The organism is Nocardiopsis mangrovi, from assembly GCF_042653925.1.
GTDB classification, from domain to species: Bacteria; Actinomycetota; Actinomycetes; order Streptosporangiales; family Streptosporangiaceae; genus Nocardiopsis_B; species Nocardiopsis_B mangrovi.
Map to the genome: position 1 here is coordinate 348,540 of NZ_JBHSFQ010000002.1, position 15,097 is coordinate 363,636.

Here is a 15,097-nt window from a genome sequence, read left to right on the forward strand (position 1 = left end):
GCGCCGGGGCGCGGGCTACCGTCGGTGTGATGTCAGCTCTCGCGTGGCCGCCGGCCGCCCGCGGCCCACGCCTGGCGTGGGCCGCCGGCGCGGTGGTGGCGATCGCCGCCCTGCTGGTCACGGCGTTCGCCGTCATCGCCGACACCGGTGAGGACCGCCCGGCCGGCGACGGCCCGCTGCGGATCGCCTACTTCGCCGACTGGAACGTCGCCAACCGCGGCTACACCGTCAAGGACATCGGCGACAGCGGCGCCGCCGCGCGCCTGGACCGGATCCTGTGGGCGTTCGGCAACATCGGTGCCGACGGCCGGTGCCGCGTCTCCGCGGCCGACGGCCAGCCCTGGGAGCTCTACCAGCGGCGCTATCCCGCCGGCGAGAGCGTCGGCGGTCTCGGCGACGACTACGAGCAGCCGCTCGCCGGGAGCCTCCACCAGCTCCGGCTGCTCCGGGAGCGCACGCCCGGCCTGGGGGCGAGCATCAGCCTGGGCGGCTGGAACTGGTCGCGGTACTTCTCCGAGGCGGTGCGCACCGAGGAGTCCCGCGCGGCGCTGGTGTCCTCGTGCATCGACCTCTGGCTGCGCGGCGACCTGCCCCGGCTCGACGGCGAACCGCAGGGCGGGCCGGGGGTCGCCGCGGGCGTCTTCGACGGGATCGACCTCGACTGGGAGTGGCCGGGCGGCGGCGGCAACCCCCACAACACCGCGCACCCCGACGACCGGCGCAACTTCACGCTGGTGGCCGCCGAGTTCCGCCGCCAGCTCGACGCGCTGGCGGCCGAGACCGGCGAGCGGTACACGCTGTCGGTGTCCCTGGCCAACGCCGAAGGGCTGATCCCGTCGTCCTACGAGCCGGAGCTGTTCGACGCCGTCGACTTCGCCACCGTGCAGGGCTACGACTTCACCGGCTCCTGGAGCGACACCACCAGTCCGCACTCCCAGCTCTACGCGCCCGACGACGCGCCCGACGACGCCAGCGTGGACCGCGCCGTGCGCCAGTACCTGGACCTGGGGCTGCCGCCCGAGAAGCTGGTGGTGGGTTTCCCGGGCTTCGGCCGCGGCTGGGCGGGCGTGGCCCCGGAGGGCTTCGGCCGCTTCGCCCCCGCGCTCAGCGGCGCCCCGGGCGACTACGGCGAGAGCACCGACTCCTACGCCGACCTGGAACAGCGCCCCGGCCGGCGCTTCCTGGACCCGGTCAACGGCAGCTACTGGATCTACGACGGTGACCAGTGGTGGAGCTACGACACCCCCGAGGTGGTCGCGCTCAAGGGCGCCTACGTCCGCGACAACGGCCTGGCGGGCATGATGCTCTGGAACCTCGACATGGACCCGCGGGGCGAGCTGGTCGCGGCCATGGACACCGCCCTGCGCGACGGATAGCGGGGGAGGGCCGCGATCGTCATGCCGCGGACGGGATCTCCACGGCGATGCTGCCGGGGATCGCGGCGAAGGCGTCGCGGACATGGCCGGCGAGGGTGTCGCGGGTGGCGGGGCCGGGATGGCGGGTCCATTCGTCCAGTCCGCATTTGAAGGCCGCGAGCACGACGTCGAACGTCAGCCGCGGACGCAGGTCTGCTGGGTCGAAGCCGAAGCGCTCGCGCACGACGTCGAGCGCCGCGCGGGTGGCGCGGTCGCAGAACTGTAGGTTCCGGGCGTTCATCGACGGCGTGTCCTGCGCGAGCACACGGCTGAGGCGGACACGCTGTGCCCAGCCCTCGGCGGGCATGGCGCGGATCGTGGTGAGCACGGTGTCCTGGAGCAGGTCCATCAGCAGCCCCCCGTCCGCGGGGCGGGCCTCCAGCTCCGCCACGAACGCGGTCCACATGTCCTGTGTGGGTGCCAGTGCGACGTCTTCCTTCCCTGCGAAATAGCGGAAGAACGTGCGCTTGGAGACCTCGACCCCCGCGCATAGCTCGTCCAGGGTCGTGCCGTCGAAGCCCTGGGCGGTGAACCGCTCCAGCGCGGTGGCGATCAGCGCCTCGCGGGTGCGGTGCTTCTTGCGCTCGCGCAGCGGCAGTCCATCGGGGATCACGGGGTGCACGCCACCACTGTACCCGGAAGGCGAATGCCTCCTATAGGCTTATGCCACTCAGTGGCATTTTACGCCTGGGTTTCCCATGGAAAGCGAGTGGATGATGCGCGCACTGATCGTCGACCGTTCCGCGCCCGCTGGCGTGCGGCTCGGTGAAGCACCCGATCCCGAACCCGCCGCCGACCAGGTGTTGGTACGCGTGGCGGCGGCCTCCCTCAACTACGGCGAGGTCGCGGTGGGCGTCCACAACGCCCCGGAAGGGTCCGTGCCGGGCTGGGACGCGGCCGGGGTGGTCGAGCGCGCCGCGGCAGACGGCTCGGGTCCCCCTGCCGGCACGCCGGTCGTCACGTTCGCCATGGACGGCGCCTGGGCCGAATTCCGGGCCGTCCCCACGAGCATGATCGGCGTCGCGCCCGAGGGCGCCGACCTCGGAGCCCTCAGCACCATCCCGGTCGCGGGCGCCAGTGCGCTGCGCGCACTCCACCGCATCGGGCCCATCCTGGGCCGGCGCGTGCTGGTGACGGGCGCCACCGGCGGGGTCGGCCGCTACGCGGTGCGCCTGGCCCACCTCGGCGGGGCGCACGTCGTCGCCTCGACGGGTGACCCGGAGGCGCACGGGGAGGGCCTGCGCAGGCTCGGGGCCGACGAGGTGGTGTCCGGGCCCGCGGAGGTGGCGGTCGCCGTCGACGGCGTGGTCGACAACGTGGGCGGCGGTCAGCTGGTGGCGGCCTTCGACCGCCTCGCCGGGGGCGGCACCCTGGTCGCCGTCGGCCACACGACCGGCGAAGGCGAGGAGTTCCCGTACGGCGCACTGTTCGGCGGCCAGGGGCGGTCCGACCGCTCCGTCGTCACCTTCTACCTGGGCGGGCACACGAACCTGGCCCCCGACCTCACCTGGCTGGCCGGCGCCGTCGCCGCTGGGCGGATCGACCCCGGGATCTCCTGGCGAGGCCCCTGGGACCAGGCGTCCACGGCGGCCGAACTCCTCCTGGGCCGCCGCCTCCACGGCAAGGCCGTCCTCGACATCGGGTGAGGGGGCGCCGCCTCAGGAGCACCGGTGGTAGCGCCGCCCGGCGCTACCAGCGCCGGCGCACCGTGCCCTTGGGGCCGGCCACCATGCTCGCGGCCGGGACATCGTCGGCCACGGTCGTCCCGGCCGCGACAACCGCGTCGCGACCGATGCTGACGCCGGGCAGGATCGTCGCGCCGGCACCGATCCACACGTTCTCCGCCACATCGATGGGCGCACCGGTGAGGAACCGGCGCCGCTCGTCAGGGTCCACCGGGTGGCCCACCGTGATGAACGTGGCCTTGGGGCCGACCATCACGCCCTCGCCCAGCCGGATGCCGGCGTAGTCGAGGAACGTACATCCCTGATTGATGAACACCCGCTCCGCCAGGTCCAGGCGAAGCCCGTGATCCGTGTAGAAGGGCGGGTAGATGGTCACCCTCGCCGGCAGGGGGCGGCCCAGGATCTCCTCGAACAGCGCCGCCTTACCCGCCTCGTCATCGAACGGCAGGACATTGAGCCGGGAGGTCAGCTCCGTCGCCCGCAGCACCCTCGCGCTCATCGCCTCGAACTCGGCGCCCAGGACGCGCTCGCCCCTGGACAGGAACTCCGGGTCGTGGATGAGCATGAAGCGGTCGTCGGTCATCCGGCGATTCTCGCGCACCGTCCGCGGGGCCGGAGACCCGTGGTCGGTGGGCGGCCGACGGCCGAGCCGCCTCTTCGCGAAGGAGCCTCTCGGCAAGGGGGGCGACATGGGCTCCGAGGCCGGTGGCGTCGAAGCTCGGCCGGATGTCGACGTGGGTATCGCTCACGACCGCGATCCGGACCCCGGCGGTCCGCGCCCGGGCCGGGAACGGAAGGGCGTCGTCGGCGAAGACGCCGTTGAAAAGGTGACAGAGGAACAGTGCACCGCTCAGGCCCGCCGGGTCTCCGTCACGCCCGCTCCCGGGCGCCAGAGGCGGATGACCAGGCGGTCGCCTTCCACGGAGGTGACCACGGCGTCGGTCAGGGCCAGGCGGAACAGGTGGAAGGGGCCAGGTGGGGTGCCCGGTTCGCGGTGGGCCTCGATCTCGTCCGGGTCGGTGATCTCCTCGGCGATGCCGGAGATCTTGGCGTCGCCGCCGAGCTCGGTCACCGTCGCCTCGTCGCCGGGGTTGGCGTGGAGCGCGAACCGTCCGTCGCGTTGCAGGTCGAGTGCCTTGCGCGCGCCCGGCATGGAGCCGATGTAGAGGCCGCCATCGTCCCGGAAGTCCACCTCGGTCCCGCTCACCCGGGGCGCGCCGTCGGCGCGCAGGGTGGCCAGCACATGGTGCCGGGCCGCCTCGAACCGGCCGCGCACCACCGCGGCCAGCTCCGGGGCCTCGTCGGCGAACCCCTGCCATCCGGTCGTCTTCGTCGTCATGGGGCCAGTCTCGCGCGCCCCACCCGACATCCCCTGTCAGGAATCGCCGGTGTGCCCCTGTTGTCACATTGGGTGCCTCAGGTCACCCTGGGAGGATGGTCGATCTCTCTGCTCCCATGCCTCCCGCCTCCCACACGGCACGCGGTATCGACCTTGAGGGGTTCCGGCGCGCCCTGCGCGACGGCGTCTCCGGCGAGGCCGCTTTCGGGGAGGGAGCCCGCGCCCTCTACACCGCCGACGCCTCCAACTACCGCAGCGTTCCGCTCGGCGTCGTCATCCCCCGCACCACCGACGACGTGATCGCCGCGGTCGCCGCCTGCGACGCCTACGGGGTGCCGATCACCCCGCGCGGCGGCGGGACCAGCATCGCGGGCAACGCCATCGGCCCCGGCCTGGTCATCGACGTGTCCCGCCACCTGACCGCCATCGAGGAGATCGACCCCGCCCGGCGCACCGCCCGCGTGCAGCCCGGCGTCATCCTCGACGACCTGCGCTCCGCCGCCGCCCCCCACGGCCTCACCTTCGGCCCCGACCCCTCCACGCACAGCCGGTGCACGCTGGGCGGGATGATCGGCAACAACGCGTGCGGAGCGCACTCGGTGGCGTGGGGGACGACCGCCGACAACGTCGAGTCGCTGGACGTGCTGCTCCACGACGGCACCCGGATGACCGTGGGCGCCACCACCCGGGCCGAGTTCGACCGGCGGGCCGCCGAACCCACCCGCGAGGGGCGCGTCTACGCCGCCCTGCGCGACCTCACCGACACCTATATGGGCGACCTGCGCACGGGCATGCCGAACCTGTCGCGACGGGTCTCCGGCTACTCCCTGGACCGGCTGCTGCCCGAGCACGGGGGCAACATCGCCCGCGCGCTCACCGGCACCGAGGGCGGCTGCGTCACGGTCCTCGGCGCGACCGTGCGGCTGGTCGAGGCGCCGCGCGCCCGCGCCCTGGTGGTGCTCGGCTACCCCGACGCCCCCGCCGCGGCCGACGCCCTGCCCGAACTGCTCGGCCACCAGCCCCTGACCGTCGAAGGGCTCAACGACCGACTCGTGGCGGGCCTGGACCGCCCCGGCGCGAGATCGGGGGTGGCGCTGCCGGAGGGGCGCGCATGGCTGATGGTGGAGATCGGCGGCGACACCCCCGAGGACGCCGCCGAATCCGGCCGGCTGCTGGTGGCCGGCCTGCGCGGGGCGGCCCGGCCGGTCGGCTCCGCCGTGGTCACCGACCCCGCGCACACGCGTGCCCTGTGGCGCATCCGCGAGGAGGGGGCCGGGCTCACCTCCCGCAGCCCCGAAGGCGCGGAGGCGTGGTCGGGATGGGAGGACGCCGCCGTCCCGCCCGAGCGCCTCGGCTCCTACCTGAGGGAGTTCGACGCCCTGATGGAGCGGCACGGGCGCGACGGCGTCGTCTACGGCCACTTCGGCGAGGGCTGCCTGCACGTGCGCATCGACTTCGACCTCGTGACCGAGGAGGGCCACCGCGGGTACCGCGCGTTCATGGAGGACGCGGCCGACCTCGTGGTCGCCCACGGCGGCTCGATCTCCGGGGAGCACGGCGACGGCCGGGCGCGCTCGGAGCTGCTGCCGCGCATGTACGGCGAGCGGCTGATGAGCGCGTTCGGGGCGTTCAAGGCCGTGTGGGACCCGCGCGGGCTGATGAACCCCGGCATCATCGTCGACCCCGCCCCCCTCGACGCCGACCTCCGCGTCCCGGCCGCGCTGAACGCCCCGCTCACCGTCCTCGACTACCCCGACGACCAGGGCGACTTCGCGCGCGCCCTGCGCCGGTGCTCCGGTGTCGGCAAGTGCCGCCGCCACTCCGGGCCCGGCGTGATGTGCCCGAGCTACATGGTCACCCGCGAGGAGAAGGACTCCACCCGCGGCCGGGCGCGGATGCTCTTCGAGATGATCAACGGCGAGGTGATCACCGACGGCTGGCGCTCGGAGGCGGTCCGCGACAGTCTCGACCTGTGCCTGTCGTGCAAGGGGTGCCGCAGCGACTGCCCCGTCAACGTCGACATGGCCTCCTACAAGGCGGAGTTCCTGCACCACCACTACGAGGGCCGGGTGCGCCCGGCGTCGCACTACTCGATGGGCTGGCTGCCGGTGTGGGCGCGGCTGGCGGCGCTGGCGCCCGCCGAGGTCAACCGGGTGGGGCGCGCGCCGCTGCTGGGCGGGATCGCCAAGCGGGTGGGCGGGATCGCGCCGCAGCGCGACATCCCCGAGTTCTCGCGGACGACCTTCACCCGCTGGTTCCGGCGGCGGGGACGGGCCGCCCGGGGCGCGGGGGCGCGGGGCGACGTCGTCCTGTGGCCGGACACCTTCGGCAACCACCTGACCCCCGGCGTCCCGATGGCGGCCGTGCGGGTCCTGGAGGACGCGGGGTTCCGGGTGGTGCTGCCGTCGGGGCCGGTGTGCTGCGGGCTGACATGGGTGTCGACCGGCCAGCTGGGCGTGGCCCGGAAGGTGATGGGGCGCGCGCTGCGCGCGCTGGCGCCGCACGTGGCGGCGGGGACGCCGATCGTCGGCCTGGAACCGAGCTGCACGGCGGCGCTGCGCACCGACCTGGTGGAGCTGGTGCCGGGGGAGGCGGCCGAGAAGGTCGCGGAGTCGGTGTACACGCTGGCGGGCTTCCTGGCCGAGCACGCACCGGACTGGGATCCGCCCCGGCTCGGCGTCCGGGCGCTGGGGCAGGTCCACTGCCACCAGCACGCGGTGATCGGCTTCGACGCCGACCGCGACCTGATGCGCCGCGCGGGGATCGACGCGGACGTGCTCGACTCCGGCTGCTGCGGGCTGGCCGGGAACTTCGGCTTCGAGGCGGAGCACTACGACGTGTCGCGCGCGGTGGGCGAACGCGTCCTCCTCCCGGCGGTCCGGGCCGCCGGCCCCGACACCCTGGTGCTGTCCGACGGCTTCAGCTGCCGCACCCAGATCACCCAGGAGACCGGCCGCCCGGCCCTCCACCTGGCGGAGGTCCTGGCAAGGGGGCTCGGCCCGGGAACCGCCTAGGAGCGCGCGTCCTCGTCGTCCGTCGGCCGGCCGTCCCGTGGATCGGACCTGAGAACGCCCGCCAGCGCCATCGGCAACACGATGAGCACGTGGGCGGTGCTGAGGGCGATGAAGGGCGGCATCCAGCCGATCCGGGTGCGCTGGCCCCGGTCGCCCACGCAGTACAGGGTGAAGTCGCCTGCCGTGCCGCCCTCGTGGGGGTAGAAGTCGGCGACGACGACGGCCTCCGGGGTCGGTTCGGCGCAGAACAGCGGCGCCGTGTACACCGCTTCGCCCGGCCAGATCACCGTGAGGAGGATGGTCGCCACCGGGACGAAGAAGGCGACACCCAGGAAGGTGCCCACCACGGCTCTGACGGTCCGGCCGAAGGTCCGCTTCCGCCGCCGCGGGGCCGTGCCGTACAGCTCGGCGTCGCGCGGGTCGACGGCATAGCGGTCCGCGTCGCGCGGGTCGACGGCATAGCGGTCCGCGTCGCGCGGATCGCCGGAGTAGCGGTCGGCGGCGTAGGGGTCGCTCATTGGGGGACCACCTCGTCGAACCCGCCCTCGGCGTCGAAGAGGACCGTCGCCAGGGTGCGGGGCGATTCCACCGCCGCCACCACGACCACGTCGCCCGCGGACCTTTGGACCGCGATCCGGCTGACGAGGCCGTCCTCGATTCCGGCTTCGCGCACGGCGGTGTCCACGATGTCCTCGATCCCGCCGAGTGCAGGCACGTCGCCCGGCCGGAAGACGCGCGCTTCGACGTCGTCCATGGCGCTGACCCGGACGGGGGTCGGTGCGCTCAGCTCGCCGTCCTCGAACGTGTAGGAGTCCAGGACGCGCGGGTCGTCCGGCGCCTGGGCCTCGACGCCCACGAGGGCGCCTTCCGCCTGGAGTGTCAGCGAGGTGAGCCCGACGTCGGTGTCCTCGGAGACCCGGTAGTGCACGCGCAGAGCGGCGAGGACGTCGCCGACCAGCTCCGTGGTCAGGCCACCGCCCCGCCGCGCCATCTCCGCGTCGAAGTCGGCGCGGTCCATGGCGCCGATGCACCCGCTCAGGACGGTCGCCGAGACGACCGCGACCGCCGTGGCGAGGCCCTTTCGGACCACCTTTCCCGGACTCATGGCGGCAGTGTAGCCAGCGGCCCGCGCCGGCAGTAGCGGTGCGGGCTGGCGAAATCCCCGCTGCGGCCGATGCCTCCGCCCAATCGGCCGGAGGGCGGGTGCCATCGGTGCCGGCGGCGCTGGAGCCGTGCCCCGTGCCGCGTCGGTGCGTGGCGCGTCCGCCACGGGCCGTGCCGGCACCGCCGGTCCGGGGAGCGGTGATCTGGATTATGGGGAAGTTGAGAAAATTAAGTTCTATGCGTTGATAAATTGAAAAAATCAAGGTAAAAATTGACCGCGAGCACGTCTCTGAGAGCAAGGAGCCGAGGGTGGACTGGCAGGAACTGACGGACCTGACGCGTGGACAGCCGTTCGTGGTCGAGCGGGTCCGCCTCACCGGCAGCGGCGTCGCGGTCGAGGGGCGGTTCGAACCGCCGCAGCTGGCCCAGCTCGGCATCGACGACCAGGTGTTCGTCGCCGCGTTCGTGCGGTCGCACGGCTCGATCAAGGAGATGGAGAGGATCTTCGGGGTGAGCTACCCGACGGTCAAGTCCCGGCTGAACCGGATCGCCGAGCACCTCGACCTCGTCGACACCGATCCGGCGCCCACCGGCGCCGACGTCGTCGACCGCCTGCGGCGGGGGGAGATCAGCGCCGAGGAGGCGCTGGCCGAGCTGGAGGCGGACCGGTGATCCCGCACCTGGTGACGGTGGGACACCGCCGTCCCGGCGGCCGCCGGCGGCGGCTGTACGTCCCCGTCGTGCCGGTGCTGCTGGTGCTGTCGCCGCTGCTGCCGCTCGCCGCGCTGGCCGGACTGGTCGCGTGCCTCGCCATCCGGGTGAGCCCGGCGGGCGCGCTGCGCGGCATCGGGCGCCTGCTGTGGGCGCTGCCCGGTACCCGGATCGAGATCGAACACGGTGGAACGGCCGTACTCGTAAGCGTCAGATGACTCGGAGAGCAGGAGCGACAATGAACGAGCAGCGCCGCCAGATCCTGGAGATGCTGGCCGAGGGCAAGGTCACCGCGGACGAGGCCGAGCGGCTGATCGACGCCCTCGAACGGCAGCGGCCCGAGTCCCCGCCGGGTGCCGCGCCCCTTCCGAAGGCCCGGCCCAAGTACCTGCGCGTCGTGGTGTTCTCGGCGGACCCCGGCGGCGACGGGCCGAGCCGGATCAACGTCCGGATCCCGCTCCAGCTGCTGCGCGCCGGGGTCCGGCTGACGAGTCTCGTCCCGCCGCAGGCGCTCACCAAGGTCAACGCGGAGCTGGACAGATCGGGGATACCGATCGACCTCACCGAGCTCAAGCCGCAGCACATCGAGGACCTCGTCGAGCAGCTCGACGACCTCACCGTCGACGTCGACGACCCCGACTCCCAGGTGCGGGTGTTCTGCGAGTAGCGGCGCCGCTGCGGCCCCGGCCCCGGCCCGGCGACCGACCCTGCCACGGGCCGGGCCGCCGCCGTCGAAGGGTCCCCGTATCCGCCCTAGACGCCCATCTGCTCGCGCATGGCGGCCAAGGCGCGGGCGGTGTGGTCGGGCAGGCGGGGGTCGTCGGGGTCGATCCCGTCGTCGATGTGGACCTGCCAGGTGATCTCGGTGCCGCCCGGCGCCCGCCGGGCGGCCAGGCGGATCCCGCGTCCGCTCGGCTCGTCGGGCAGCGGCACGTGCTGGGCCACCACGATCGACGCGGTCACCCGCTCGTAGACGGCCTCGGCCAGGCTCCCGGGCCGGTCGATGGTGAACACCCGCTGGCCGACGCCCTCCTCCGTGAAGCGCAGTCCGGTGTCGGTCCAGCGGGCGCGGTCGATGTGCTGCCACGGCACCGGGTGGCCGTCGGGCAGGTGGAGGGCGCGGGTGGTGGCCACCAGCGTGCCGTCGGTGGACAGGGCGTGGGCGAGGACGCGTTCGCCCCGCTCCAGCCGCAGGCGGTCGCGGACCTCGCGGGGGAGTGCGGTGCGGCGCAGGACCATGGGTCAGCGCCCGTCGGCGGGATCGGGGACGGGCCCGGTGCCGTTGATCCCCGTCCGGTGCAGCTCCTCGCTCTCCTCGGGGGTGGGTCCGGCCAGGAAGTCCTTGAGCGAGGCGACCGGGATCCGGTCGCTCACCTTGGCGTAGACGGCCTTGCCCGCGGTGCTCACCTGTGCGCCCACCAGCCCGGCGGTCTCCTGCACGGCGGGGCTGTCGGCGATGCGCCGGGCGGTGCGGACGATCTGGTCGTAGCGGGCCTTGCCGGCCTTGGCTCCGAGCACGTATCCGATGGCCAGTCCGGCGACGAACGTGATCCGGTAGCGCATGGGTCCCTTTCGGCGTCGACGGTACCGTCACCCCCGAAGGTACCCCGCGCACAGCGGAAAATGTCGTCACGAGCACGACCGCGGATGCGCTAGTCTATGACGTGTCGCCAGGGGAAACCGGGCGGCCGGAGCACCATCCCGCGTAGCTCAATTGGCAGAGCAGCCGGCTGTTAACCGGCAGGTTATTGGTTCGAGTCCAATCGCGGGAGCTTCTTCATTTCTCCATGCGCGCAGTTCAGGGGCACCTTCCGCTTTCGGCAGGTGCCCCTGATGCGTTCATGGGCCTCCACCGCCTCGGCGCGGCCGCGGCGGCCGCCCGGTGTGGATGTCGATGACCCGCGTGCCCACGAGCATCTTGCCGGGCGTGCGTCCCCAGGTCGTCGTCGTGCCGATCACGTAGAACGCCGCCACCAGGAGCAGGCACGTGACGGTGATCAGCGAGAGGACGTCCTCGGGCACCCCCATGGTGTAGCCGAGCATGGCCGTGCCGAAGAAGACGCCGTAGAACACCGCGGCGATCCCCAGCCCGTCCAGGAACAGGCCGAGCCACCTGAGCGTCAGAGTGGCCGTGCGCGTCCCCCACGGGTCGTGGCCGGCGGGGTGCCCGCCCGCGTACGCCGGGGGACGGCCGTGGTCCGGGGGCACCGCGGCGCCCGGAGCGGGCGGGTATCCCGGGTGGGCCGCGCCGGGCGGCCGTGCGGGGTGGGGGGCCGGGGGCGGCGGCGCGGGCGCCGCACGCCGCGGTCACTCCTTGTGGGCGACCCCGCCCGCGATGAGCCGCTGGTTGCGTTCCGGCATCAGGTAGGAGCCGCGGGCGGCCGAGCCCGGGGTGGGGCGCCATTCGTTGAGCGGGACCACGCCCGGGTCGAACATCGTCCAGTCGCCGAAGTAGCCGCGGATGTCCTCATGCGGCCGCCACACCCCCGTGCTCAGCTTGGCGAGGAACGCCTCCTCCAGCTTCACGGCGTGCTCGTGGTCGGTCGGGTGCTCCTCCGCCGGGGGGCGCAGGAAGTGGCTGACCGCAATGTGGCTTCCGGGCACCAGGGAATCGCGCAGCCGGGCGGTGAGGCCGCCCGGGTCCTGGTGATCGTGCAGGTGGTGCAGGATGCCGCCGAGGATGAGCCCGACCGGCCGGGCGAGGTCGATCAGCCCGCTCCCCTCGGCTTTCGCGAGGATGTCGGCGGGGTCGGTGAGATCGGCGGTGACGACGATGGTGGTGTGGTCGTCGGCGAGCAGCGCACGGGCGTGGGCGAGCACGATCGGGTCGTTGTCGACGTAGACGACGCGGGCGTCGCGTGCGCTCTCGTGGGCGATCTCGTGCACGTTGCCGTCGCTCGGCAGGCCCGAGCCGATGTCGAGGAACTGCCGGATGCCGCGCTCGCTCGCCAGGAAGCGGACGGCGCGCTGGACGAACGCCCGATTGCCCAAGGCGAGGTCGGTGACGCCGGGGACCGCGTCCTCGGCGTAGTCGGCCATGGCGCGATCGACCGCGAAATGATCCTTTCCGCCTAGAAGGTACGAATACACCCGCGAGATGCTGGCCTTCGTCATGTCGATCGGCGGGGTCGGGCGGAACTTCCCACCCATTCCCTTAAGGAATTCCGGGGAGTCGAAGTGCGACATAGGCGACAGAGCCGTTCTTTGTCAAAGATGGGGAAGGTCGGCTTGTTGCCATCGGATTGTATTCGTCCGGGCCCCGTCCGGTCACCACTTGGCGGCTTCCGTCCGCCGGATCGGGTCTTTGCGCCCTATCCGCGGCGGCCGATCGGTGCTAACCGCCCCCGCCGCCCCGCCCGCGGTCGGTGCCGCGGTCGGGGCCGGCCACTCCCTCAGACGCGCGGAAGGCCCGTGTAGTTCTCCGCGAGGTAGGTGGAGACGGCCCGGGAGTCCGCGATGTGCGTCAGATGGGACATCTGGAGCCGCCGGTCGAATTCCGTCCCCGAAGGGTCGGTGTGCAGCAGCGACGTCATCCAGGAGGAGAAGTGCTGCGCCCGCCACACCCGGCGCAGCGCCGTCGCCGAGTAGGCGTCCAGCAGGCCGGTCGCGCCGGTCGCGTGCCAGGCGCCCAGCGCCTCGGCCAGGAGCATGACGTCGTGCATGGCGAGGTTGAGGCCCTTGGCGCCGGTGGGCGGCACGATGTGGGCGGCGTCCCCGGCGAGGAAGAGGCTTCCGTGGCGCATCGGTTCGGCGACGAAACTGCGCATCGGCGTGATGCCCTTGTCGGTGATGGTGCCCCGGTTGACCGTCCCCCCGCCGCCGTCCAGCCGCGAACGGGCGTCCAGCTCGTCCCAGACGCGCTCGTCCGGCCAGTCGGCGGGGTCGGTGCCGTTGGGCACCTGGAGGTAGAGCCGGCTCACGGTCGGCGAGCGCATGCTGTGCAGGGCGAAGCCGTTCGGGTGGTGGGTGTAGATCAGCTCGTGGGAGGTCGGCGCGGCGTCGGCCAGGATGCCGAGCCAGGAGAACGGGTAGGTCTTCTCGAACGTGGTGACGGCGCCGGCCGGCAGCGAGGCCCGGCCGATGCCGTGGAACCCGTCGCAGGCGACCACGTGGTCGCACTCCAGCGTCCCTTCGGTGCCCCCGTGCGTGAAGCGGACGCGCGGCCGGCCGGTGCCGATGCCCTCGACGGCGGTCGCCTCGGCCTCGAAGAGCAGCCGCCCGCCGTCGGCCAGGCGCCGCGCGATGAGGTCCTTGACGATCTCGGTCTGGGCGTAGACGAGCACGTTGCGGCCGGCGAGACCGGGGAAGTCCACGCGGTGGCCGCGCCCGCCGAAGCGCAGCTCGATGCCGTCGTGCGCGAACCCCTCCCGGTCCATGCGCTCGCCGGCCCCCGAGGCGCGCAGCGCCTCGGCCACGCCGTGCTCCACCACCCCGGCGCGCTGGCGCCGTTCGCAGTAGGCGCGGTCGCGCCGCTCCAGCACGACCGACTCCACCCCCTTGCGGTGCAGCAGGTGCGACAGGAACAGGCCCGCCGGGCCCGCCCCGATGATGCCCACGGGGACGCGCATCAGCCCTCCGCCTCCCCGTCCTCCGCGAGGATCCGCTGCGCGATGCCGAACGCCTTGTTGGCGGCGGGCACACCGCAGTAGACGGCCGCCTGGAGGAGGACCTCGCCGATGTCGTCGGCGCTGAGCCCGTTGCGCTTCGCCGCGCGCACGTGCATGCCCAGTTCGTCCCAGTGGCCGAGGGCGACCATCGCCGTGAGCACCATGCAGCTGCGCGTGTGGCGGTCCAGGCCGGGGCGCGTCCAGACCTCGCCCCACGCGTAGCGGGTGATGAGATCTTGGAAAGGCTCGGTGAAGGGGGTCGCCGCCGCCCCGGCGCGGTCGACGTGGCGGTCGCCCAGCACCGCCCGGCGCACCGCGGTCCCGGCCGTGTGCCGCAGGGCGCCGAAGTGCCCGCGCAGCAGCTCGTTGACCGCCCCCGCCTGCTCCCACGAGGCGAGGTGGGCGGCCGGCCCGAGGACGTGCAGCCGCGCGCCGCCGATGCCGGCGGCGATCGCCCCGGCGTGCGGGGGCGGGGTGGAGGGGTCGTCGGCCCCCGCCACGACCAGGGTGGGCGCGGTGATGCGGCCGAGGTCGCCGCGCAGGTCCATGCGCTCGATCGCGCCGCAGCACGCGGCGTAGCCCTCGGCCGGGGTCGTGGCGACCATGCCCCGCATCCATTCCGCCACGGAGGGGCGCCGCCCGGCGTAACCGGGGGTGAGCCAGCGCGAGACGACGCCTTCGGCGACCGCCGCCGTACCCCCGGCGCGCACGGCCCGCGCCCGCTCGGCCCACCCCTCGGGGGGACCGAGCCGCGCCGAGGTGCACAGCAGGGCCAGGCGCGCGACCCGCTCGGGCGCGTTGGCGGCGAGCCACATCGCGGTCATGCCGCCCAGGGACAGCCCGGCGACGTGTGCCTGCTCGGCGCCGACCCGGTCCAGCAGCCGCAGCAGGTCGCCGCCCAGGTCGGCGAGCTCGTAGGGCCCCTCCGGGACGGGGGAGGCACCGTGCCCGCGCGCGTCGTAGCGGACCACCCGGAAGTCCCCGGCGAGCGCCGCGACCTGCGGCCGCCACATCTCCAGCGTGCTGCCCAGCGACCCGGCCAGCACCACCACGGGCGCCCCTTCGGGGCCGTCCACGGCGTAGTGCACGTCGATGCTCACGTCTGCGTCCGCCTCCTCGTCACGTCACGACCGCCGGATACGACGGCGCCGGCCCGCCATTGAACAGGACCGCCCGGCGGCCGCGGCCGAACCCGGACGGGCGGGGCTCCGGGCGGGAAGTG

The 15,097-nt window shown here is 73.5% G+C and carries 17 protein-coding genes and 1 tRNA gene; 7 read left to right on the forward strand and 11 right to left on the reverse strand.

Features of this window, described 5'->3' with window-relative positions:
* The first annotated feature begins 29 nt into the window (after positions 1-29).
* Positions 30-1,376, forward strand: a complete 1,347-nt coding sequence (locus ACFO4E_RS03490; protein WP_378571462.1) for a glycoside hydrolase family 18 protein — start codon at positions 30-32, stop codon at positions 1,374-1,376.
* 19 nt (positions 1,377-1,395) lie between these two features.
* On the opposite strand, the gene ACFO4E_RS03495 is transcribed toward ACFO4E_RS03490, so the two are convergent.
* Positions 1,396-2,037 (reverse strand): TetR/AcrR family transcriptional regulator, encoded by a 642-nt coding sequence (locus ACFO4E_RS03495; protein WP_378571464.1) that lies wholly within the window; start codon positions 2,035-2,037, stop codon positions 1,396-1,398.
* Between the two features lie 94 nt (positions 2,038-2,131).
* Between ACFO4E_RS03495 and ACFO4E_RS03500 the strand changes: the two genes are divergently transcribed.
* The gene (locus ACFO4E_RS03500; protein WP_378571622.1) at positions 2,132-3,061 is read left to right on the forward strand and encodes a zinc-binding dehydrogenase; all 930 of its coding nucleotides are present in this window, start codon (positions 2,132-2,134) and stop codon (positions 3,059-3,061) included.
* A 43-nt stretch (positions 3,062-3,104) separates the two neighbouring features.
* Here ACFO4E_RS03500 and ACFO4E_RS03505 read toward each other — a convergent pair whose 3' ends face one another.
* Entirely contained in the window at positions 3,105-3,683 is a 579-nt protein-coding gene (locus ACFO4E_RS03505; RefSeq protein WP_378571466.1) for a sugar O-acetyltransferase, read from the reverse strand.
* Positions 3,684-3,950: 267 nt separating this feature from the next.
* A complete protein-coding gene (locus tag ACFO4E_RS03510; RefSeq protein WP_378571468.1) occupies positions 3,951-4,439 on the reverse strand; it encodes a pyridoxamine 5'-phosphate oxidase family protein in 489 nt (162 codons plus the stop codon).
* A gap of 95 nt (positions 4,440-4,534) precedes the next feature.
* Between ACFO4E_RS03510 and ACFO4E_RS03515 the strand changes: the two genes are divergently transcribed.
* Positions 4,535-7,453: an FAD-binding and (Fe-S)-binding domain-containing protein gene (locus ACFO4E_RS03515; RefSeq protein ID WP_378571470.1), complete on the forward strand. Its 2,919-nt coding sequence runs from the start codon at positions 4,535-4,537 to the stop codon at positions 7,451-7,453.
* Here ACFO4E_RS03515 and ACFO4E_RS03520 read toward each other — a convergent pair.
* Positions 7,450-7,971: a hypothetical protein gene (locus ACFO4E_RS03520; protein ID WP_378571472.1), complete on the reverse strand. Its 522-nt coding sequence runs from the start codon at positions 7,969-7,971 to the stop codon at positions 7,450-7,452. The two genes, ACFO4E_RS03515 and ACFO4E_RS03520, sit on opposite strands and share 4 nt — an antisense overlap.
* Positions 7,968-8,558 (reverse strand): hypothetical protein, encoded by a 591-nt coding sequence (locus ACFO4E_RS03525; protein ID WP_378571474.1) that lies wholly within the window; start codon positions 8,556-8,558, stop codon positions 7,968-7,970. Before ACFO4E_RS03525 ends, ACFO4E_RS03520 begins: the two co-directional genes overlap by 4 nt.
* A gap of 308 nt (positions 8,559-8,866) precedes the next feature.
* On the opposite strand from ACFO4E_RS03525, the gene ACFO4E_RS03530 reads away from it, so the two are divergent.
* From ACFO4E_RS03530 to ACFO4E_RS03540, 3 genes are read left to right on the forward strand one after another with little or no spacing between them, the layout of a single operon-like run.
* Positions 8,867-9,229, forward strand: a complete 363-nt coding sequence (locus ACFO4E_RS03530; RefSeq protein WP_378571476.1) for a DUF2089 domain-containing protein — start codon at positions 8,867-8,869, stop codon at positions 9,227-9,229.
* On the forward strand, positions 9,226-9,486 hold the full coding sequence (locus ACFO4E_RS03535) for a hypothetical protein (RefSeq protein WP_378571478.1): 261 nt from the start codon (positions 9,226-9,228) through the stop codon (positions 9,484-9,486). The genes ACFO4E_RS03530 and ACFO4E_RS03535 overlap by 4 nt, the downstream gene beginning before the upstream one ends.
* 20 nt (positions 9,487-9,506) lie before the next feature.
* Positions 9,507-9,935, forward strand: a complete 429-nt coding sequence (locus ACFO4E_RS03540) for an SHOCT-like domain-containing protein (protein WP_378571480.1) — start codon at positions 9,507-9,509, stop codon at positions 9,933-9,935.
* A gap of 86 nt (positions 9,936-10,021) precedes the next feature.
* Here ACFO4E_RS03540 and ACFO4E_RS03545 read toward each other — a convergent pair whose 3' ends face one another.
* Positions 10,022-10,507 carry a hypothetical protein gene (locus ACFO4E_RS03545; protein WP_378571482.1) on the reverse strand — a complete coding sequence of 162 codons (486 nt, stop codon included), beginning with the start codon at positions 10,505-10,507 and terminating at the stop codon, positions 10,022-10,024.
* Positions 10,508-10,510: 3 nt separating this feature from the next.
* Positions 10,511-10,831 (reverse strand): hypothetical protein, encoded by a 321-nt coding sequence (locus tag ACFO4E_RS03550; RefSeq protein WP_378571483.1) that lies wholly within the window; start codon positions 10,829-10,831, stop codon positions 10,511-10,513.
* A 136-nt stretch (positions 10,832-10,967) separates the two neighbouring features.
* On the opposite strand from ACFO4E_RS03550, the gene ACFO4E_RS03555 reads away from it, so the two are divergent.
* Positions 10,968-11,040 (forward strand) — tRNA-Asn (locus ACFO4E_RS03555).
* Between the two features lie 67 nt (positions 11,041-11,107).
* Here ACFO4E_RS03555 and ACFO4E_RS03560 read toward each other — a convergent pair.
* The 4 genes from ACFO4E_RS03560 to pcaDC form a co-directional block, all read right to left on the reverse strand.
* Positions 11,108-11,476 (reverse strand): RDD family protein, encoded by a 369-nt coding sequence (locus ACFO4E_RS03560; RefSeq protein WP_378571485.1) that lies wholly within the window; start codon positions 11,474-11,476, stop codon positions 11,108-11,110.
* Between the two features lie 99 nt (positions 11,477-11,575).
* Entirely contained in the window at positions 11,576-12,454 is an 879-nt protein-coding gene (locus ACFO4E_RS03565; protein ID WP_378571487.1) for an SAM-dependent methyltransferase, read from the reverse strand.
* 206 nt (positions 12,455-12,660) lie between these two features.
* Positions 12,661-13,836, reverse strand: coding sequence for a 4-hydroxybenzoate 3-monooxygenase (locus ACFO4E_RS03570; protein WP_378571489.1), 1,176 nt, complete (start codon positions 13,834-13,836; stop codon positions 12,661-12,663).
* Positions 13,836-14,975 carry a bifunctional 3-oxoadipate enol-lactonase/4-carboxymuconolactone decarboxylase PcaDC gene (gene pcaDC / locus ACFO4E_RS03575; protein ID WP_378571491.1) on the reverse strand — a complete coding sequence of 380 codons (1,140 nt, stop codon included), beginning with the start codon at positions 14,973-14,975 and terminating at the stop codon, positions 13,836-13,838. Before pcaDC ends, ACFO4E_RS03570 begins: the two co-directional genes overlap by 1 nt.
* Positions 14,976-15,097 lie beyond the last annotated feature (122 nt).